The organism is Portibacter lacus, from assembly GCF_021533215.1.
Lineage (GTDB): Bacteria > Bacteroidota > Bacteroidia > Chitinophagales > Saprospiraceae > Portibacter > Portibacter lacus.
Window position 1 is genome coordinate 25642 of the sequence record NZ_JAJNKA010000010.1, and the last position, 21317, is coordinate 46958.

18 protein-coding genes are annotated in these 21317 nt (G+C 36.9%); 15 read left to right on the forward strand and 3 right to left on the reverse strand.

What is annotated here, in order from left to right:
• Positions 1-7 precede the first annotated feature (7 nt).
• From L2586_RS16430 to L2586_RS16455, 6 genes are all read left to right on the forward strand, one after another.
• Complete coding sequence (locus L2586_RS16430; protein WP_235294020.1) at positions 8-1735, forward strand: serine hydrolase; 1728 nt, start codon at positions 8-10, stop codon at positions 1733-1735.
• Positions 1736-1822: 87 nt separating this feature from the next.
• Positions 1823-2620, forward strand: a complete 798-nt coding sequence (locus tag L2586_RS16435) for a DUF4846 domain-containing protein (protein ID WP_235294021.1) — start codon at positions 1823-1825, stop codon at positions 2618-2620.
• 505 nt (positions 2621-3125) lie between these two features.
• Positions 3126-4133, forward strand: a complete 1008-nt coding sequence (locus L2586_RS16440; protein WP_235294022.1) for a hypothetical protein — start codon at positions 3126-3128, stop codon at positions 4131-4133.
• A gap of 179 nt (positions 4134-4312) precedes the next feature.
• Positions 4313-5131 (forward strand): carboxypeptidase-like regulatory domain-containing protein, encoded by an 819-nt coding sequence (locus tag L2586_RS16445; RefSeq protein WP_235294023.1) that lies wholly within the window; start codon positions 4313-4315, stop codon positions 5129-5131.
• A 64-nt stretch (positions 5132-5195) separates the two neighbouring features.
• Entirely contained in the window at positions 5196-6293 is a 1098-nt protein-coding gene (locus tag L2586_RS16450; RefSeq protein ID WP_235294024.1) for a glycosyl hydrolase 53 family protein, read from the forward strand.
• 36 nt (positions 6294-6329) lie between these two features.
• Positions 6330-6668 (forward strand): TfoX/Sxy family protein, encoded by a 339-nt coding sequence (locus L2586_RS16455; protein WP_235294025.1) that lies wholly within the window; start codon positions 6330-6332, stop codon positions 6666-6668.
• 126 nt (positions 6669-6794) lie between these two features.
• Here L2586_RS16455 and L2586_RS16460 read toward each other — a convergent pair whose 3' ends face one another.
• Positions 6795-7445, reverse strand: coding sequence for a response regulator (locus L2586_RS16460; RefSeq protein ID WP_235294026.1), 651 nt, complete (start codon positions 7443-7445; stop codon positions 6795-6797).
• A 187-nt stretch (positions 7446-7632) separates the two neighbouring features.
• On the opposite strand from L2586_RS16460, the gene L2586_RS16465 reads away from it, so the two are divergent.
• The 5 genes from L2586_RS16465 (at position 7633) to L2586_RS16485 (ending at position 12132) form a co-directional block, all read left to right on the forward strand.
• Entirely contained in the window at positions 7633-8727 is a 1095-nt protein-coding gene (locus L2586_RS16465; RefSeq protein WP_235294027.1) for a copper resistance protein NlpE N-terminal domain-containing protein, read from the forward strand.
• A 5-nt stretch (positions 8728-8732) separates the two neighbouring features.
• Entirely contained in the window at positions 8733-8927 is a 195-nt protein-coding gene (locus tag L2586_RS16470; RefSeq protein ID WP_235294028.1) for a hypothetical protein, read from the forward strand.
• Between the two features lie 96 nt (positions 8928-9023).
• Positions 9024-9881 (forward strand): alpha/beta hydrolase, encoded by an 858-nt coding sequence (locus tag L2586_RS16475; RefSeq protein WP_235294029.1) that lies wholly within the window; start codon positions 9024-9026, stop codon positions 9879-9881.
• 119 nt (positions 9882-10000) lie between these two features.
• Positions 10001-11275: a sterol desaturase family protein gene (locus L2586_RS16480; RefSeq protein WP_235294030.1), complete on the forward strand. Its 1275-nt coding sequence runs from the start codon at positions 10001-10003 to the stop codon at positions 11273-11275.
• 158 nt (positions 11276-11433) lie between these two features.
• Positions 11434-12132 carry an IPTL-CTERM sorting domain-containing protein gene (locus L2586_RS16485; RefSeq protein ID WP_235294031.1) on the forward strand — a complete coding sequence of 233 codons (699 nt, stop codon included), beginning with the start codon at positions 11434-11436 and terminating at the stop codon, positions 12130-12132.
• Positions 12133-12454: 322 nt separating this feature from the next.
• On the opposite strand, the gene L2586_RS16490 is transcribed toward L2586_RS16485, so the two are convergent.
• Positions 12455-14965 (reverse strand): S9 family peptidase, encoded by a 2511-nt coding sequence (locus tag L2586_RS16490; RefSeq protein ID WP_235294032.1) that lies wholly within the window; start codon positions 14963-14965, stop codon positions 12455-12457.
• 249 nt (positions 14966-15214) lie between these two features.
• On the opposite strand from L2586_RS16490, the gene L2586_RS16495 reads away from it, so the two are divergent.
• The 4 genes from L2586_RS16495 (at position 15215) to L2586_RS16510 (ending at position 19267) form a co-directional block, all read left to right on the forward strand.
• On the forward strand, positions 15215-16411 hold the full coding sequence (locus tag L2586_RS16495) for a retropepsin-like aspartic protease (RefSeq protein ID WP_235294033.1): 1197 nt from the start codon (positions 15215-15217) through the stop codon (positions 16409-16411).
• 39 nt (positions 16412-16450) lie between these two features.
• A complete protein-coding gene (locus L2586_RS16500; protein ID WP_235294034.1) occupies positions 16451-16813 on the forward strand; it encodes a cupin domain-containing protein in 363 nt (120 codons plus the stop codon).
• Positions 16810-17601, forward strand: coding sequence for an endonuclease/exonuclease/phosphatase family protein (locus L2586_RS16505; RefSeq protein ID WP_235294035.1), 792 nt, complete (start codon positions 16810-16812; stop codon positions 17599-17601). The genes L2586_RS16500 and L2586_RS16505 overlap by 4 nt, the downstream gene beginning before the upstream one ends.
• A 118-nt stretch (positions 17602-17719) precedes the next feature.
• A complete protein-coding gene (locus L2586_RS16510; RefSeq protein WP_235294036.1) occupies positions 17720-19267 on the forward strand; it encodes a long-chain-fatty-acid--CoA ligase in 1548 nt (515 codons plus the stop codon).
• Between the two features lie 430 nt (positions 19268-19697).
• Here L2586_RS16510 and L2586_RS16515 read toward each other — a convergent pair whose 3' ends face one another.
• Positions 19698-21311, reverse strand: coding sequence for a sulfatase family protein (locus L2586_RS16515; RefSeq protein WP_235294037.1), 1614 nt, complete (start codon positions 21309-21311; stop codon positions 19698-19700).
• Between the last annotated feature and the right edge of the window lie 6 nt (positions 21312-21317).

Sequence of the window (21317 nt, forward strand, 5' to 3'; positions counted from 1 at the left end):
AAAACAAATGAAAAATATCCTACTCTTAGTTGTCTTTACTATTACTTCGCAATTCATATTTAACCCTAGTAGCATTGCACAATCGAATACAGATGAAATATCTCACTTGCTTGATTTGTACCACGATAATGATCAGTTCAACGGTTCTGTGCTCGTCGCCGAGAAAGGTCAGGTAGTTTATAAAGGAGGAAAGGGGATGGCGAATATGGAATGGGGTATCAAAAACGACGCTGATACAAAACATCGATTGGGCTCTATTACTAAGCAATTTACAGCTATGATCGTTATGCAACTGATGGAGGAAGGGAAAGTGAAATTAGATGCTCCGATTACCACCTATATTCCGAACTATCCTAAGGTAAATGGCGATCAGATTACTTTACATCACTTATTAACGCACACCTCTGGAATTCCAAATTATACCTCATTTGCTGGATTTTTTAAGAATGAATCTAGAAATACATATAGTCCAGAAGAGTTTTTGGTATTTTTCGCGGATTCAACGTTGAATTTCGAGCCTGGAAGTGAATTCGAATACAGTAATTCAGGGTATTTCTTGCTGGGATATATAATTGAACAAGTAGCTCAGGATTCGTATGAGAATGAACTGGAAAAACGAATATTCGATCCACTAGGAATGAAGGATACAGGCTATGATCATCATGGAACCATCCTTAAGAACAGAGCAACTGGATATGAAAGAGAGGGAATGAAATTTGTGAATTCGCCGTACTTGGACATGTCCATTCCATATGCCGCGGGCTCATTATATTCTACTGCGGAAGATCTATACTTATGGGATCGAGCTCTGTATACGGAAAAGCTAATTTCAGCGGAAACTAAGACACTAATGTATGGAGCACATGCTGATGCTTGGGGCGGCGCTTATGGGTATGGCTGGTCTATCGCCGATAGAGATGGAGAATTAGAAATAGGACATGGTGGAGGAATTAACGGGTTTAATACTTTAATATCGAGGTACCCAGAGCAGGATCAAGTGGTTATTTTATTAAATAATACTGGAGGGGCGAATCTTTCTGGAATTACGAAAGGAATCAAGGCGATACTGGCAGGGAAAGATTATGATATACCTAAGAAGTCATTGGCTAAAGCTGTAAATCAAGCGATCAACGCTGCAGGAGTAGATAATGGAATTAGACTTTTTCAAGAATTAAAGAATAGTGATGATTATGCATTAGAAGAACAAGAAATGAATGCGTTAGGTTATGATTTGATGCAGTCAGGGAATATTGCTGGTGCGCTTAAGATTTTCAAGTTAAATGTGGATGAATTTCCAGAGAGCTGGAATGTTTATGATAGTTATGCGGAAGCGCTAATGGTGAGTGGTGATGATGAAGGCGCTATAAAAAACTACACTAGATCGGTGAAGATGAATCCAGCGAATACCAGCGGAATTAAGTTTTTAAAAGATTTAGGGGCAGATACCAAATCTCTAGAATCGAAAGTGGAAATAGATGATGCCATGCTTAGTAGCTATGTAGGAGAGTATGAAATTCAGCCAGGATTTATATTGTCGATCACTAAGAATGGAAGCCAGTTATCTGGACAGGCTACTGGCCAAGGTGCTGCTGAAATATATCCGAAATCTGAAACAGAATTTTATTTGAAAGTGGTCAATGCACAAATTGTTTTCAATAAAAATGCTGCAGGCGAAGTGGAAAGTTTGACATTGATTCAAGGAGGAAATGAAATGGTTTCTAAGAAAATAAAATAGTATTGACTAGTTATTAATTTAAGTAAGGGCAATAATATTTATGGATTTTTGAGTTTTAGTGGCATGATCCGAAATTCACTTTTAAGTTTGATTTTTATTTTTGTAGGTCAATTTTTGAGCGGGCAATCGTTAGTTAATTCTATAGGGACAAGTATATGCGATCGGTTTCTGCTACCTGAAGGTTTTGAGCGCATAGAGTTAGAGACGAATGAGTTTGGGTATTTCTTAAGACACTTGCCATTGAAAAGTCACAATGAAAATGTAAAGTACTACAATGGTGAGGTAAAGACTAATTATAATGTCTACGATGCCGTAATAGATCTATATATCGGAAAAAAGAATCTCCACCAATGTGCTGATGCCATCATGCGACTTAAGGCTGAGCATCACTGGAATCAGAAAGAATATGAAAAAATACATTTCAACTTTTCTAATGGGAAAAGAGTGGAATATTCGGAATGGATGAAAGGGCGAAGAATGATTGTTAATGGAAATAAAACTTCCTGGAATAATCGAAGTAATCCATCGAATACCTATTCAGATTTCTGGAATTACATGGAATTGATATTTATGTATGCAGGGACTGCTTCACTAGAAAAAGAAATGGAACCAGTGAGAATAGAGGAAATGAAAATCGGAGATGTATTTATCAAAGGAGGGTATCCGGGGCATGCCGCACTGGTTGTAGATATGGCAGTGGATTCTGAAACAGGTGAAAAATTATTTTTACTAGGTCAAAGTTATATGCCGGCTCAGGATTTTCAATTGCTAAAAAATCCTAATGACAGCCGGATAAGCCCATGGTACCGAATAGATGATTCGGAAATTTTGTTGACTCCAGAATGGAGATTTACAAAGGATGATTTAAAGCGGTTTGCTGATTAAGCAATTAAAAATCTGCAGGCAAACATTTACTACCTCATCTTTATGAGCAGTTGACAAACGCTGTTTGCCTGCTGAGATTTAGGTTCTTTTAATAGGTTACTGGCATTTGGGATGGCTATTATATGCATAACTGAAATATTTGGTCTTCTGGTTTATGCAAGGTTTTTTACTTTCAATTCATATTTTACATTACTGATATTCATATTTAACTAGACTACTCGCTATCATTAGTCGAAGTGTTTTCGAAAAGGTCACCATGTTTTTGAGATAATTATTTTTTAGCTGGATTATCACCTTTTTAAGTGCGCTCCTTTCTGCTTTGATTATTGCCTTTCTCCTTATCTATATTGATGGAAGTCCCAGAATTCAAGTTGGGAAGTTTATTTGCAATCGCAACATCCCTGTTTTCTGTGGATAGATGTTAAAAGTGAAATATCTAAGGTAACCCATAGAAAAGAACTTGCTTTTATCGCTAAATTGCAGTTTCACCCTCGAATTAATAAATATGAAAACAGTTATCAGTTTCCTCCTTCTCTTTATTTCAGTGATTACTAACGCCCAAAATGTTGGAATCAATCTTGCTAATCCTGTTGAACGCTTTCATATTCAAGATAATAGTAACACGAAATTGTTATTAAGAACAAGCAGCGGGACTTCCTTTTTTACTGCTGATGCGCCTACTAATTCTGGTCTGTTATTTCGTTCTGGAGGGACAGATAGAGCCTCTATGTTTTATTCCCCTTTATCCAATTCTCTATCGGCTTCTATAGGACTCAACGGATGGACGATGTCTGCTAATGGAGACTTTAGGGTTAAAGAGCGCGTTTATTCCTTGAATGATTTAAGACTTGATGCAACGGAAAGCGTCACCATAGAAGCAAACGGAGCTATGATTAAAATAGACACCGATGGTAATATTCAGATTATAGGAAAAAACATAAGTATAGAAGCAGAAGAGAATCTAAATATTTCTGCAGCCAATATAAATATTGAAGCTGAGCAAACTTTGCAGGTAGTTAGTGGGGGAGAAAGTAGCTATGCTGCGGGCAGTAGCATGGATTTTGGCGCCTTGAATGATGTCAATTTACTCTCTGGTGGTGATTTCAATGTACAATCTGATAATGTGGATCTCGTTGCCACAAAAGCGACTAATATAAATAGCGGAAATGGACTCGCCATTACATCGAGCGATTTAGCAATCAATACCAGTACAAATGCGATTTTTTCAATTGGAAATGGATTAGCAATTAATACAGGGCAAGATTTCAATATTACAGTCAATAATAATTTTGCTTTGAATGTAGCGCAGAACTATAATCTCAATATATCACAAAATTATGCACTAACTGCTTTAAATATTTGTGCTCAAGCCTCCGCCACAATGAACATACTTGGTAATTTGATAAGATTCAATAACGGAAGTACAGGTTTTGCGATGAAGGGAGATGCCGTGGAAGTAGGTGGAAAGGTTGGAACTATTACTAGTGGATCGACAACGATTCTTGGTAATTGAGAATGAAAACATCACAAGCTTGTATGGATCTAAAAGTAAACTTGACATAAGAAAGGAGCACGATTCTACATATACCGATGAATACGGCCATTTCACAGATTAGGTTCCTTCCTGATCGTAACATTTCATTATTCTTGTCGTCTAATACTATGATAATGAAAATTCAAAAAAATACAATTATGAAATCACTTTTACTACTCTTTGTTTCCTTTATAGCATTTAATATTTCTGCGCAAATCCAGTTAGAGGGAAAAATCATTGACAGCAAAACTTCTCAACCTCAATCATATGTAAACATTGGAGTCATTGGTAAAAACATTGGAACTGTGTCCGATCGAAATGGCTATTTCAGTCTCCTTGTTCCAGAAGAAAATTACAGCGACAAAATGAGAATTTCTATGATCGGCTATGAATCTATAGAAATGCAGGTCAACGAAATAGAGAACTTGCTAAAGTCTAATAAAAACATTGACCTAAATCCTTCTAATTATGAAATAGAAGAAGTCGTGATATCAGCAACGAACTTGAAATCTAAAGAAGTCGGAAATTTGAAACCGAAAAAGAATATTTTTGCTGCTTTCGGTGAAGATAAGTTGGGCAATGAAATGGGGATTGTCATAAAAATAAAGAAGCGACGAACGATTCTAAAAGATGTTTCCTTTGCCTTAGGAGAAAATCTGAATGATACGGTTCGTTTTAGACTGAATATCTATGATATGGAAAAAGGAAAGCCTGGAGAGAATTTGTTGAAAGAAAATATAATCATTGAGACGTCTATTGAAAAAGGCATCGTGAAAACTGATTTGTCAAAATATGATATTGTAGTGGAAGATGATTTCTTATTAAGTATAGAATGGATAGAAGATTATCCGAAAGACACGTTGAGTTTCGGAGCAACCTTATTCAATAAAAGCGTATGGGTTCGAGAAACGAGTCAAGCTGATCTCGTAAAGATTCCAATATTAGGAATTGGGCTTTCTGCAACAATACTTTATTGAAAAAAAAGCGAAATAGATACCATTTTGTAATTGGGATTCGTATAAAATAAAAGAACATTACACTATGAAGCTTTTCCCCTTGATCATTACCAGTTTAATCCTGCTGGCTTCATGTAATAAAAGCAATCAGAATTGTGAGAATCCCGACTTTTTCAGTGATGCTGGGAACAGAAATTTTTCAATGGGTTTCACCACTTGGAACTATGATGCAACGGATGAAGCGATAGAAGACACTTATGATTTTTTAACCTTGCATGGAGATATTTATGCAGAGCAGATCGATGAATTTATTCCATGGGATGCCTGGTTAACCGATACAGAATTACCAGAGAGATTTGTACAGGTTATTGATTATAAGGTAGCGCATAAAATTCCAGACTCGAAGTTGCTACTTTCGGTTAGTTTACTAGATACCGATCGTTCCGAATTGCTTAATGATATCGATGGGACGATACCGGAATATGATAAAATAGATGACGATAAAATAGTCGAGGCTTACGCGAAGCATCTTTTATATCTAATCGATAGATTTCAGCCTGATTATCTAGTTATTGCAATGGAAGTTAATGAGTTATATATTAAAGATAATGATAAATGGTTTTCTTATAAAAACTTACATGATGCGATACAAGCTAAGATAAATTCATTATATCCGTCGCTTCCACTCGCGGCCTCCGTTACCTTGCATAATTGGTATCAGCCAGAAGTTTCGGATAAAGAAAATTATCATGCAGAATTGAGTGAATTGATTGCTGATGGTGATTTTGCAGCGATAAGTTTTTATCCATTTCTAAAAGGAATGCACAAGAAGAGCAAATTCCAAAATGCTTTTGATTTCTTGCATGAACGGGTTTCTTTGCCAATTCTAATGGTGGAGACGAACCATCTTGCTGAAACGCTAGAGTTAAAGTCATTTAATCTCACGATTAAGAGTGATGAGTGCGAGCAAAAGGAGTACCTGGAGGTTTTGTTGGAAAATGCGCAGGAAAAGAATTATGAAGGTGTAATCTGGTGGTCTCATCGGGATTATGATCAGCTATGGGAAACGTTTCCGGAGGAAGTAAAGGATGTGGGGAAATTGTGGCGAGATACTGGGATTTTAAATGAAGATGGAGATCGAAGGGCGGCGTTTGATAGCTGGGAGATTGCTTTTCAAAAGTAGTTTTATGTAAATTGTAATTTTTACAAATAGATAGATATGGCTTACGATATTGCAGTTGCGGATCGCTTGAGAAATTATTTCTTGGAAAAGAAGATCACGGATATTGTTGAGAAGAAAATGTTTGGTGGTTTGGCTTTTATGGTCAATGGAAAGATGTGTATAAATGTAAGCAAGGATCGATTAATGTGTCGTTTTGAGCATAATTTAACAGAAGAGCTTTCGAAGCGGATTGGTTATGAGGCGATGGTGATGAAGGGTAGGGTGTTAGATGGATATTGTTATGTTCAGCCTGATGGATATGATTATGATGAGGATTTCGAATTTTGGGTGGATTTGTGCTTAGCGTATAATGAAACGGTAAGGGAAGATAAATAAGGTGTCGCACCTACGGAGCTACAAAGACATGGCACCTGCGGTTTTACAAAGGTTGGACTCCGCTGGAGTCGGTATATTTATTGATGATACTGAATGTTCACTCGTTGGACTCCGTTGCTGTTGGTTTCATTCGTCGTTGTTCAGAATATCAAATTCAATCGCCACACGAACAAGGCCAGCGGTATTTCTTAAGCCCAATTTATTGAGCATATTTCGACGATGTGTTTCCACGGTTCCGAAACTAATGAATAACTTTTTTGCTATCTCGGCGGTTGTGTGCTCATCAACAATGAGTGCCAATATCTCCTTTTCGCGACGTGAGAGTTTAGGAAACAATGAATTCTCCTTCTTTTTTATACGGGCCCGTTTAAGATTCATGATCTCAAGTAGGAGGTCATTCTCAAATACCGTCTTGCCCTCACTGACTTGTATAATGGTTTCAATGATTTCTTTCTGCCCAGCGTTCTTCATCAAATAGGCTCGAATTCCATGTTCAATTAAATTCTTAATTAAGTGAGAATCATTTAACATCGAAAGCATGATGACTTTAAGATCTGGAAAATCTTTCTTGACTATCTTTGCTGTCTCAAGACCGTTTAATACGGGCATATTAATATCCATGAGCAGAATATCAATTTCATTTTCCGCTAAATATTCTAGCGCTTCTTTCCCATTGTTCACTTCACCAGCAATCACAAATCTAGCGTCGTCAGCTAGAATTAACTTTAGGCCTTCTATGACCAATGGATGATCGTCACATAGTAATAATCTTATCAAGCGTTAGCATTTTTATAACTTTAATATAAGGAAGTTTGAACTTATCTGCTGATTTTTTTCTTGGTAAATGGTTTTCTGTACTTTTTCAATTAGCAGCAGATCAAGAGATGAAGAAAATAAGGGAAGAATTGCAATAAACAACACCAAATGGTACGTTTGGTGGGTTAATAGTTTTTAATTAAAGGAAATGAGAATAATGAAATTAAGTATGCAATCTGCATTAAAAATGATATTTGCTATGATGCTTATCGTATCTGTGATTAGTTGTGGTGAAAAAAATAAGCAAAATGATCTAGGCGAAAGCATTGACATGCATACAAGTGAAGAGTCGCTAGACTGGATAGGACCATATAATGGAATACTTCCATGTGCAGATTGTCCTGGAATTGAGACAACATTGACACTACAAGGAAATCTGAAATATGAGCTGAAAATGAGATATCAAGAAAAGTCGGAAAAGGTATTTATAGAAACAGGTTCTTTCGAATGGGATGATGCAGGATCAATAATCACACTTAATGTGGATGGAAAACCTTCCGAAGATCACCAATATAAAATGATAGAAAATGGCATGCTTAAGTTGGATAATAAAGGGGAAGAAATTTCAGGCGAACTTGCACAAATGTATCTTTTAAATAAGAGTGAAGATCAGATGATTAACTTAATGCCTGGGGAGTATATTTATCATGTAAGTAGTATACGCGCTTCATGTGAAGGCGTAGGCTCGCAAAGTTGTCTTCAGATTCAGAAAGGAAATGAATATAATCCGGATTCGCTCGAATTGTTCTACAGTAGCATCGAAGGATTCGACTACCAGGAAGGATTCTTTTATAAGTTAGTAGTCAAGGAAGAGGAGAAAGAAGCAAGTAATGTACCTGCTGATGCTTCTTCTATTTCATATAAATTGGTTCGAATTCTAAGCCAGAAAAGAGATGGGAAATTGGCATTGAATGATATCTGGGCGTTAGCGTCATTAAATGGGAATCCAATTAATGTGGCTGATTATCAGAAACATCCAGATCTAGAAATAAATCTTAGAGAAAAAAGGGTAATGGGTAACGATGGTTGCAATTCTTTTACGGGATCTTTAGCGAAGGTGGACGATAATTATATATCTTTTGGTCAATTAGCTGGAACCAGAATGGCTTGCAAGAATATGGAAGGATCAGATCAAGTTAATGCAAATCTAAATAGTGTCAATGCTTATAAAATCAACGGGCTTAAATTGACGTTTTTTAATGCCAATGGGGACGAATTATTGACTTATAAAAAGGTAGACTAATTGCAATGCGGCGCGTAACAATGGAAGAATATTTACTGAATCCTAAGCGATATGAATTAAAGAGTGGCTCAGTCGAAGGTGCGCCATTGTGTCCCTACGGAAATCTTTTCGAATGGGTAGGTTATGACAAAGTGGAAGAAGAATTTATTCGTTTTACGAAATCAGTTTTTAAAAAGTTAGTCAAAAAGAAACAAAGTTAAAGAGCTTAATCAATTCCTTAAGGGAAGTGCTAATTGGTAAAAATTCTCAGTTTAATTTAGTATTTTAGAGACCTCATGTCTTTAATTTAGAAATTGATGAAAATTATTCAACTGTTCGTACTATTTAGTTTTGTGTCTAGTCTTCAAGCCCAATCAGGAAAAGTGATGGATAACCTCTCCATGTCATCTAAGATTCTTGATAGCGAGCGTAAATATGCCATTTATCTTCCACCAGATTATGAAACATCTGAAAGGAGTTATCCAGTACTGTACTTATTGCATGGTGCAGGTGATGACCATACAGGTTGGGTACAATTCGGTGAAGTATTAAGAATTACGGATGAGGCAATAAAGGATGGAAGTTCAACAGCTATGATCATTGTAATGCCAGATGCTAATTCAGGACAAAGAGGTTATTACAATAATATAAATGGAAAATGGAATTATGAAGATTTCTTTTTCGAAGAATTCATGCCTCATGTAGAAGGGAAATTTAGAATTAAACAAGAGAAGCGATATCGAGCAATAGCTGGATTATCTATGGGCGGAGGAGGCTCATTCATCTATGCCTTACACAGACCTGATTTATTTTCTTCTGCTTGTCCATTAAGTGCTTGGGTTGGGTTTCAGACTGTAGAAGAGTTTAAGCAACGAGGATTAGAAAAGGATTCAAATTACACTGAAGAGCAAATACAATCTTATTTTCATAAATACAATGCGATTTCTCAAGTAGATCAAAAACCATTAGAAGGGACAAAATCTGTTCGATGGTTCATCGATTGTGGAGATGATGATTTTTTGTACGAGGGAAATAGTTTAATTCATATTAGTATGAAGAAAAAAGATATTTTTCATGAATATAGAGTAAGAAATGGAGGGCATTCATGGACTTATTGGCGGGAATCTTTGCCAGTAGTTCTAAGTTTTGTCTCTGATACATTTCACCAGCGATAAACATTATTTCTAGAATTTTGTCAGTGCTTTTGTCTGCGAATAAAGAATGACTTAATCTGTCCTTGAAATTTATTAACTTAGAGTCAAATAATTTCTGTTGGTTTTAAAATAGTTGATAAATGGATACGTATGCTCAGGTATTGATGGTTGCCATACCATTTTTTATTTTGCTGATCATTATTGAGGCATTTTACTCTTGGCGGATAGGGAAGTTATCGTATAATGGAATGGATACCATATCTAGTTTAAGTTCTGGGACGACGAATACCTTGAAGAGTGTGCTGAAACTTAGTGTTGTCATTGTTAGCTATGCTTGGTTCGTTGATAAAGTGGCGCTGACTGAAATTAAGATTACATGGCTAGTCTGGCTGTTGAGTTTTATTGCTATCGATTTCGCAAGTTACTGGAGTCATCGATTGAATCACAGCATCAATATTTTCTGGAATCAACATATTGTTCACCACAGCAGCGAGGAGTTTAATCTAGCTTGCGCACTCCGTCAACCTATTTCGAATATTATCGGCTATGGATTTATCTTCTTACTTCCAGCCGCATTGTTGGGACTTCCTGCTAAAGTAATAGCAGTCATAGCACCGATCCACTTATTTATGCAATTCTGGTATCATACGGTTCACATTCCGAAATTAGGATGGTTAGAGTATCTCATCGTCACTCCTTCGCAGCATAGAGTTCATCATGCGATTAATGATATTTACATTGACAAAAACCTATCTGCAATATTTTGCGTGTGGGATAGAATATTCGGTACTTTTCAAGAAGAATTGGATGAAGAACCATGTGTTTATGGAGTGAAGAAACCAGTAATTACATGGAATCCGATTAAGATTAATTGGATGCATATGTGGCAAATTACCAAAGATGCATGGCGAACTAAAAATTGGAAAGACAAATTTAGAGTTTGGTTTATGCCTACAGGATGGCGTCCGGAAGATGTCTCTATACAATATCCTATTACCTATGAAAAGGATCCTCATGCTCAAGTAAAGTATGCTCCGGCGAGTTCGAAGTCATTGAAGAATTGGTCTTGGTTTCAATATGTTTTTTCCACGTTATTAATGATTCACATGTTGACACAGATTGACAAAATAGGATTCCCATACTTATTTGTTTATGGTGGCTTCCTCTTTGTGCTGATCTATAGCTATTCTTCTTTGATGGATCATGAAACGAAAGCAGTGTGGATTGAAATTGGGAAATCAATCATGGGACTAAGCATTATTATAAGCACCGGAAGTTGGTTTTACTTGGAAGAAATGCTACCTGGAGCGAATCTGTTAATGGCACTTTACTTTCTAGTCTCTCCTGTAGTTGTTTATTACTTATCAAAGCAAACAGCGGCTGTGAAAGTAAGTGACTTGTCTGTAGGTAGGTAAGGTTGTTTTTATTTTAATAGATCTTATATCTTCATCATTCCGCTCATATTGCATTATTCGTTAATTCTCTAGAGAAAATATTATTTGGAAAAAAATGCATGTAAAATTTATTTGTTAAAAGAAAAAAGATATTTTTAGTACTAAGTAAAATTAACCCTATGTGCATTACTAAAACCATATCTAGATTAAGCAGTGTCTTAATCCTGTTTTTTATTTCGATTTCATTGTCTTATGGATCGATTATTTTCGATGGAAGTCCTGGGACAAACGCTCCACCACCTACATTAGGTGGACAGACGATGACTCCATTTCCATTAGATCCGAATGCAAATTATACGAGTCTTAATCAAGTTGCTGTACCAGGTTCTGCAGATTTTATAACGTTTTCTCAAAATGTCAGTAAAAGGACCATTAATGATGGTTGGAATTCACTTTGGAGTCATGGTTATACTGGAGATGTATATTTTAATACTACTTCTAGCTTAACATTAACTTTTCCTGCAGGAACTTCGGCTTTTTATTTTTATGCTGAGACAAATCAATTTGGTTCATTTACTATGGAGGCAATAGGCTCTGACGGAACAAGTTCTGGGCCTATTGATGTCTTTACTAGCCCATCCGTGGGAGGTTCTCAATACTTTGGATTTTATACTGATTCTGAAGCCTGTGAGATCATGACAATAACAATTACGACTGATGACACTTCTGGATTCGCTGTAGGTGAGTTTGGAATTGCATTAAATCAGTTTAGTGCTGCTGTTCCGACAATGGGGCAGTGGGGAATCATTATACTTTCGATATTAATGTTGATTTTCGCTATAGCAACCTATAAGAAAGTGATTTTTAAATTGGCATAGGAAACACCTGATCTATAATATTACAACCTTCCGAGACGATCTTATTAGCCATCTCGTAAGTTTGTATAAAATAATGTAAACAGCATTTTAGTATGGATTTTAATAAGAATTAAGATCATATCAATAACAAAAAAAATAACTGTTCTGGAGATTTCCGGAACAGTTATTTTTTTGATATAAAGCTAGTATTGGCTAATGATACAAATTGTATAATTTCTTTTATTACATATCAAAAGTAAGAAACAGATTGCGGTGCTTTGTAAGCATTTCTATCTAGAAAGGTGAAATAAGCATATTTCAACTTCAAGGTAGTTATCTGGCATTACTTCTTCCTCGCTCTCTCATTATTCATATACTTGATATCGGTATCACTTTCGGATTTGCCCAGCAAGTGCTCTGCAAAGTAATCCGCCTTTAACCAGAAGAAATATTCTGTCATATCTCCGTATCCATGTCTTTGTCCTGGAAATACAAAATAATCGAACCGTTTATTGGCTTTGATCAATGCTTGTGCTAATCTAATCGTTGCTGCTGGATGGACATTGTTATCTATATCTCCTGTTGTAATCAATAACTTTCCTTTTAAATTCTTAGCTATATCTGGATTCTTGTCGATCGCATATTTAAAAGTTACCTCACCAGAATCACTGACCATCTCTTTGATCCCATGATGCTTCTCACTCCACCATCTGTTGTAGATATTGTTTTCATGATTTCCTGAGGAACTCACCGCTACATCAAAGAAATCAGGATAAACTAGCAATGCGGCAGTCGACATAAAACCACCACCAGAATGACCGAAAATTCCCACTTTGTCGATGTCGATAAAGTCATGCCTGTCCGCTAATTGCTCAGCTGCATATTTCTTGTCAGCTAGTCCATAATCTCTTAAATTTCCATACCCGTAAGTGTGATACCACTTAGAACGGACAGGATGCCCACCTCGATTACCGATCGTTACGACAACAAAGCCCATTTGCGCAAGTCGATCTAGCCGGTTCATTCTTGACGACCACGTCTTGTTTACCGCTTCAGTCTGTGGTCCAGGATATACATATTCGATGAGTGGATAATGTAATGTGGAGTCGAAATCGAATGGTTTGTACATTACACCATATAGGTCTGTTACACCATCATCTGCTTTGACTTGATAAGGTTCTGGAAATTGATATCCAGTTTCCATTAATCTGTCCAAATCTGCAGTTTCTAAGTCCATGACTTTCCTGCCGTCCGCTGCGAATAAAGCTGAAGCGGGGACCGTATTAACCCTGCTATAATTGGTCACAAAGTAGGTGTTTCGATCATTTACTTCTGATTGATAACTATGATTGCCTGGATTTAGTAATTTTAAACCAGAGCCATCGAAATTGACTTTGTATAAATGTGTGTAATAAGGATCTTCACCCAGTTCTCGGCCATTGGCTTCGAAAAAAACCACTCTATTTTTATGGTCTATCGATTCTATACCTTGAACGTGAAAAGGTCCTGATGTAATTTGGTTCTTGACATTCCCATTCGAGTCATACAAGTATAGGTGCGCCCAGCCATCTCTTTCAGACCAATGGATTAATTCCTTTCCACCATCTATTAATGCCGGCGTTCGCGTGTCGATGTAAGTATTCAGACGTTCCTCAATGATAACTGTCACCTCTCCAGTTTCGATATCTGCATAGCCGAAATCAACCTTTTTCATATCTCTGGAAGTACGAGAGAAATACAGTTTTGAATCATCTGGTGCAAGCCATGTCGACCACCTCCTTTCCTCGTCTGTATCTGTTTTTTTCGAAGGTGCTCTGAGGATGGAAATCGTCTGATCCTTGAAAGTGTCAAGTTTTATTTCCTTCCGTTCTTTACTTTCGAAATCAAAAACAAACATTTCATCTTTCCCCACTTCTTTATCTCCTGCCATAGGATATTTGTAACTTTCCAAGCGTGGTCTAGGTTGTGCGGTATTGTCTAGCACCCATAAATCTTCTACCTTCCTATAATCGGATCTCGTCGTTGCGAATTTCTTTCCACTTGGAGACCAAACCACTCGTATACCTTTCCGATCATCTTTTTTCTTCTTTTCTTCTACATTATCCATTCCTCTACCCGAACCTCCGAATCCATAATCCTTTTCGCCATCAGTTGTCCACTGAGTTTCCACAATGGTTGTATCTTTTTCATCCTTCTGAGCTTTTAAGAAATTCTCCTTGTCCATCCAGTAGAGGTTATGATTTCTAGAAAAGAGCACATAACTTGAGTCCGGGGAAATAGACGCCCATTCTATTCTCTTTGGCGCTTTAGGGTAGTCATCTACAAGCGTAAGCTTTTTGCTGTTCAGGTTATATTCGAAGTGCCAAACTTTAGCAACCTTCTTCGGTTTCTTCTTTTTGGATTTTTTATCTTTCTCGTTCTCCATATCGTCTTCTTCCTTATCGTCTTCTGAATCCTCATCTACTTCTACCAATTTCGATTTGACTTCCCACTGAACGATCTCTTCATTTTCTTTGAACTTCAATTTTTGGATAGATAGATGTTGTGCATCGAATGGATCTCCTGTTAATCTGGACATGTCCGCAGCAATCTGAACATTATCAAATAGCAATGATTTTTGATTTTTGCCTGGATCTACTAGGTACCATGATTTTCCTTTTGAAGTTTCATACATATACCAGAATCGATCTGAATTTTTAAGCCAATGTGGATTAACAGACGTAGAAAATACCATTTTCTCAATTTGATTAGGAGAAAATCTAGCAGCTAAATCGTAGTTCGGTTTTGGAGTGTTTTGTGAAATACACAATGAAATACTGAGCATTAGAAAAAGGAAAGTCAAAATACGTTTCATGAATGATTGGTTTGAATTTGCGGGAAGATAATGAATTGAAAGTTGTAGAATAAAGTTTTAGGTCAATTTTTATTCTGGTCTAAAAATGTAGCAGTTAATCTGTCCATACGAATTTTCACTGGTGATGAAATTTTATATTTTATGCTTAAATGAAGTAAAGTTATATCCATGAAAGTGAAAACTAAACCACCTGATTAGCTTTGATATCTCTTTCAAAATTCTAATTTAGCTTTAACTAAAAGAATTCATTTGAAAAATCTATTAATCATCTTAATCCTCTGTTCTAGTTGTAGTTCACCATTTCTTAAATTGATGCACGGAGGCAAAGTGGAGCAAACTGGTTTTGTAGAAACAATACCCTTTGATTTTGATAAAGGTCTACCACTTATTCAAGTGGAAATTCAAGGTAATGAATATACATTTCTGTTAGATACTGGAGCACCTAATGTTATCAGCCAAGAACTTGCGGATGAGATCTCATATGAAAAGGGCGTATCAATAGATATTAAGGATTCTCAAGGGGAAAAGAAGAAGCAGAAGTCTGTGATGATTGATAATATTAGGATTGGGGATATTGATTTTGCAAACACAGGAGCAATAATTATAGATTATGGGGATGTATTTGAAATGAAATGTATGGGTTTTGATGGGATAATTGGTGCTAATTTGATGTCAAAATTGACATGGGAAATTGATTATAAAAATAGTACGGTTAGCTTCTCAGATATTAAGCATCATTTCGATGTTCCTGCAGATGCTGAAGTGATCCCATTTGTTCCGAAGGCAATTCAACGTACTCCTGTAATTCAAATTTTGGTAAACGAAGCAGTATTTGATAAAGTAACATTCGATACTGGAGCGAATGGAGCCATTAATCTCCGAAAAGATAAGGCAGATCAAGTAGTTAAGGAATTAGCAGGATTTGACTTGCATGGCAATCTATCTGCTGGGATTTATGGAAGCGGTGCGCATTCAGTAGAAAAATATGGTGTAGTTGATTCTCTGAAGATAGGCAGTTTGGAATTGGAAGCTCAAGTGGTGAGTTTTGAAAGTTCTGGTTCTATGACTTTAGGAAATAAATTTTTAAAGTATTATCGAGTCATTATTGACTGGAATAAGGATGAAATTTATCTAATTAAAGAGGAAGGATACGACAAGAAGGAATATAAAAGTTTTGGATTTTTTCCTAAAAAGGTGGAAGACAAATTGATGGTAATGGGCATTGTGAATGAATCATTTGCAGGGCAGCAAGGAGTCGAACTGGATATGCAGATCATGGAGATCAATGGAGTGGATTATCGGAATGTTACTGACAGTCTTGGGTGTGCGTTTATTACTAGCAAACCATTTGAAGAACTTGATGAAATAATGGTTACCTTTTTAATTGAAGAAAAGGAAGTTGAACTGAATTTAAAGAAGGCAGATCTGATCAAGTACAAGCAATGAGATAAAAGCTGAGTCACATTGATTAATAAAAAAGAGAAGATGAAAAAAGTAAACTTAGCAGAAAAGCTATCTATGTTTAATGACCATTGGAATCCAAGAATTATTGGAGAACTAAATGGACAACATGTTAAAGTCGCCAAGCTAAAAGGAGAATTTCCATGGCACAAACATGATGATGAAGATGAATTATTCTATGTGGTCAATGGTTCTCTTACCATCAGGTTCAGAGCCGATGAAAAAGTACTTGAGTCGGGGGAGTTTTTGATTGTTCCGCGTGGAGTGGAGCATCAGCCATACGCCGAAGAGGAAGTTTCTGTTATGCTTTTCGAGCCTGCAACTACCATAAATACTGGAAATTTAATAGAAGATAAACACACTAAAATAAAACTAGATCGAATATGAGGATTGCATTATTAGTAGGCATGATTGCCCTTTTTACTTGCGGATCAGCAGCTGCACAGAAAGAATTAGATAGTAGTCGAATGGTAACGGTCTTATCGTTCAATATTCTGCATGGAGCAACGACAAAAGGTGATTTCAATCTGGATGTGATTGCAGATGTGATCAAAAGAACTAACCCTGATTTTGTCGCATTACAAGAAGTTGATTTTCTGACGAATAGAGCTAAGAAATATGACTTAGTCACTGAATTAGGATGGCGTACTTCGATGGCACCGATTTTCGGAAGAGCGATGCATTATGATGGAGGTGAGTATGGTGAAGGAGTATTGTCTAAATATTCGTTCATTTCTTCCAGAAATGTTGTTTTGCCATCTTCTGAAGGAAAGGAACCACGTGCTGCTTTGGAAATTGTTTCCGTGATTCCATCAGGCGATACGATTTCATTTATTGGAACGCACTTAGATCATACAGAAAATGAAATGGACAGAATTAATCAAGCAACAGCAATTAATCGGACGTTTGCTAACAGTAAGTATCCAGCAATACTTGCTGGTGATTTAAATGCTACGCCAGAAAGTAAAACGATTCAGATTTTTACGTCTCAGTGGACGGCTTCTGATGACTTAGAAAAGCCATTGCTGACTTACCCTTCTAATAAGCCAGATAAAAAAATTGATTACATAATGTATTCTCCTAAGAAACAATGGACTGTTCTAAAGAAAGCGGCAGTTTGCGACGAGATCGCTTCAGACCACTGCTCCTATTTGGTGACTTTAATTTTGAATTGACAGATATTTAGGGAGATTGCTGATTTATGTTGGAAGGATTGCTGGATGTGATATAAAATTCGTAATAATTGATTATTATTGAAATTAAATATTAATCTTATTTAAAAATTGAATTTATATGCTTAATCTCTCCAATATTTTAGAAGACAGTGCAAGAAGATATCCATCTAAGGATGCTTTTATATTTTTGGATACTCATATTTCGTTCGCGCAGCTGAATGGAGCAGCTAATCAAATTGCAAACGGACTTAAAGCGAAGGGAATTAAACCTGGTGATAAGATCGCGTTGAGTTGTCTTAATGTGCCTTATTTTCCGATGATCTATTTTGGAATCATGAAAGCGGGGGCAGTAGTGGTTCCGTTAAGTGTTTTACTTAAAAGAGACGAGGTGGCGTATCACTTATCAGACTCAGATTCGAAAGCATATTTTTGTTTTCTTGGAGCACCCGGATTGCCAATGTTAGAGGAGGGTTATGCTGGATTTCAACATGCTTCGCAATGTGAACATCTTTTTGTTATCACTGCAAAGCCAGGAGATCCGTCACCTATAGAAGGATTATCCACACTAGGAAGTTTAATGAAAGACCAATCTCCTGCTTTTCCGACCGTTTCCACAAGCGCTGAGGATACAGCGGTAATTATATATACTTCAGGAACAACAGGAAAGCCGAAAGGAGCAGAATTAACACATTCTAATTTATTTCTGAATGCGATGATTTCCACGGGGATTAGCGACATAGCGTTGGAAGATGTTCAACTAATTGTTCTGCCGCTATTCCATATTTTCGCAATGACTTGTCTAATGAATGCTGGCGTTTACAAAGGTGCAACTAGTGTATTGCTGCCAAGATTTGATGCCGAAGCGGTTCTTGACTTAATGAATAAACATAAAGTTTCCGTATTTGCCGGCGTCCCTACGATGTATTGGGGATTGCTGAATTATGAGAATACAAAGTTTGATCTTGGGGAAATCTCTAAGAATTTAAGAAGTTGTGTTTCAGGAGGTGCTTCTCTTCCAATAGCTGTTTTAGAAGGTTTCGAGGAGAAGTTCAATGTTGAAATATTCGAAGGATATGGCATGTCAGAAGGTTCGCCAGTCGTTACTTTTAATCAGAAGGAGACCGGTCGAAAACCAGGTAGTGTGGGTACGCCCGTGTGGGGAGTGGAAGTAAAGCTAGTAGATGCAGATGGAAAAGAAGTTCCAGTAGGGGAGAAGGGAGAGTTAATATATAAGGGACATAATGTCACTAAGGGATATTATAAAAAGCCAGAAGCTAATAAGGTTTCATTGAAGGATGGTTGGTTGTATTCTGGTGATGTGGCTGTAAAAGATGAGGATGGGTTTTACTATATTGTAGATAGAACGAAAGACATGATTATTCGTGGCGGCTTGAATGTTTATCCGAGAGAAGTGGAAGAAGTGATCATAAAGCATGATGCGGTTTCTTTGGTTGCGGTTATTGGTGTACCTGATGATCAGTATGGTGAAGAGATTAAAGCTTTCGTTGTATTGAACGAAGGAAAAAATGTAACAGAGGATGAATTAAGGACTTATACTAAAGAGCATATAGCTGCTTACAAATATCCAAGGGTAATCGAGTTTTTGGATGCGCTGCCGATGAGTGCAACCGGAAAAATATTGAAGAAGGAATTAAGGAAGAGTTGATTTTCACCGCTTTCCGTTCCGCACTAAAAGAAATGAAGTTTTTTTCGCTCACAGCTCACGACTCACAGCTCACAGCTTACGACTTTCTACAACCTTACGCTTACTGCCCTCCAAAATAAACATTCATAGGCTCAGCCGGAAGTGATTCCATGAAGTTTTTTCTTGTCACTTGCAGCTCAGTCAAAAAAAAACATTCATAGGCTCAGCTGGAAGTGATTCCATGAAGTTTTTTTCGCTCACAGCTCATAGCTCATAGCTCATAGCTGACGACTCACGACTCACGACTTTCTACAACCTTACGCTTACTGCCCTCCAAAAAAACCATTCATAGGCTCAGCTGGAAGTAATTCCATGAAGTTTATTTCGCTCACAGCTCACAGCTCAAAGCTCACAGCTCACAGCTCACAGCTCACGACTTACCGCTTAAAGCTTACCGTTTCTTATTATACATCTCTATATACTTCTGATCCAATTCAGGTGAATCTTTATAATACACACGCATCTCCTTTAATTTCTCCTTTAATTCCACTACCGTTTCCGCATATGCAGGATCATCGTAAACATTATTCATTTCTAAAAGATCTTTCTTCCGATCATAGAGCTCCCATTCATCAACATCATGATAGAAATGAATCAATTTATATTCTTCATTAACAAAAGCATAATGTCTTTTTACAGCATGCTCCGCTGGATATTCATAATAATGGTAGTATACCGCATCTCGGAAACCTTCATTCTTACCTTCGAAAAGTGGAATGAGGTTTTCACCTTGCATTTCAGAAGGAACATCAAGACCAGCCGCCGTTAGAAAAGTTGGAGCAAAATCTAAATTCTGAACCATCTGTGTATTTTTAGACTTAGGTTTAATCACACCGGGCCACTTCACTAATAAAGGCGTCTTAAAGGATTCGTTATAAGCAAACCGCTTATCAAACCATCCATGTTCTCCTAAGTAAAAACCTTGATCAGAAGTATAAACCACAATCGTATTTTCATCTAATCCCGATTCCTTTAAGTAATCAAGAACTTCTCCCACACCTTCATCAACAGCAGCTATGGTCCCTAAATAATCCTGCATATACCTTTGATATTTCCATCTCATCTGATCTTTCTCACTCATATCAGGGAAATCCTTCTTAAACGCTTCGATCATCGGATCGTATACCTTATTCCATTCCTCTAATTGCTCAGGATTCATCCTTTTCATATTCCCATTATACGCACCGAAGTCCCATGGTGAAACTGGAGGAATACCCAAGTCTTCCAACACGCTCGGTGGAATTTTCGTGTCTCCCGCCCAACTCATATGCTTTAGCAAATTCATTTCAGCCGTTTTCGCAGCTGTGCCTCTTCCTACATAATCATCGAAAAGTGTTTTTGGTTCAGGGAATGTCTTATCTATAAATTCTGAATAATGACGTTGTGCTGGAAGCCATGCCCTATGTGGCGCCTTATGCAAATACATTAACATAAAAGGCTCGTCTTCCTTTCTCTCTTTTTTTAACCAGTCCAATGTCATATCAGTAATGATATCTGTGGTGTATCCTTCGATTTTAATTCGTCCTTCATTCTTAGTAATAAAATCAGGGTTGTAATAAGCTCCTTGACCTGGTAATATTTTGAATTGATCAAATCCTTTAGGATTATTTCCGAAGTGCAACTTACCAAACATTGCCGTCTGGTATCCACCGTCTTGTAAAATTTGTGGAAAGGTTATTTGGGTTGTGTCAAAAGGAAATAGGTTATCTATTTTTCCATTCAAGTGACTATGTTTTCCAGATAATATTACCGCTCTTGAAGGAGCACAGATGGAATTAGTTACACACGCATTGGTAAATAGCATACCCTCATTAGCAATTCGATCTATATTCGGTGTCTGAATTAATCGATCATCATAAGCACTTATTGCTTGATAAGCATGATCATCCGACATAATAAAAAGTATATTAGGTCGCTTCGGTAATTCAGCAGTTTCTTCTTTTTTCTCTGCACAGCTGCAAATCAATATGACTACAAAAGCAAGAAGTCCAATGTATTGTTTCATCTGGTT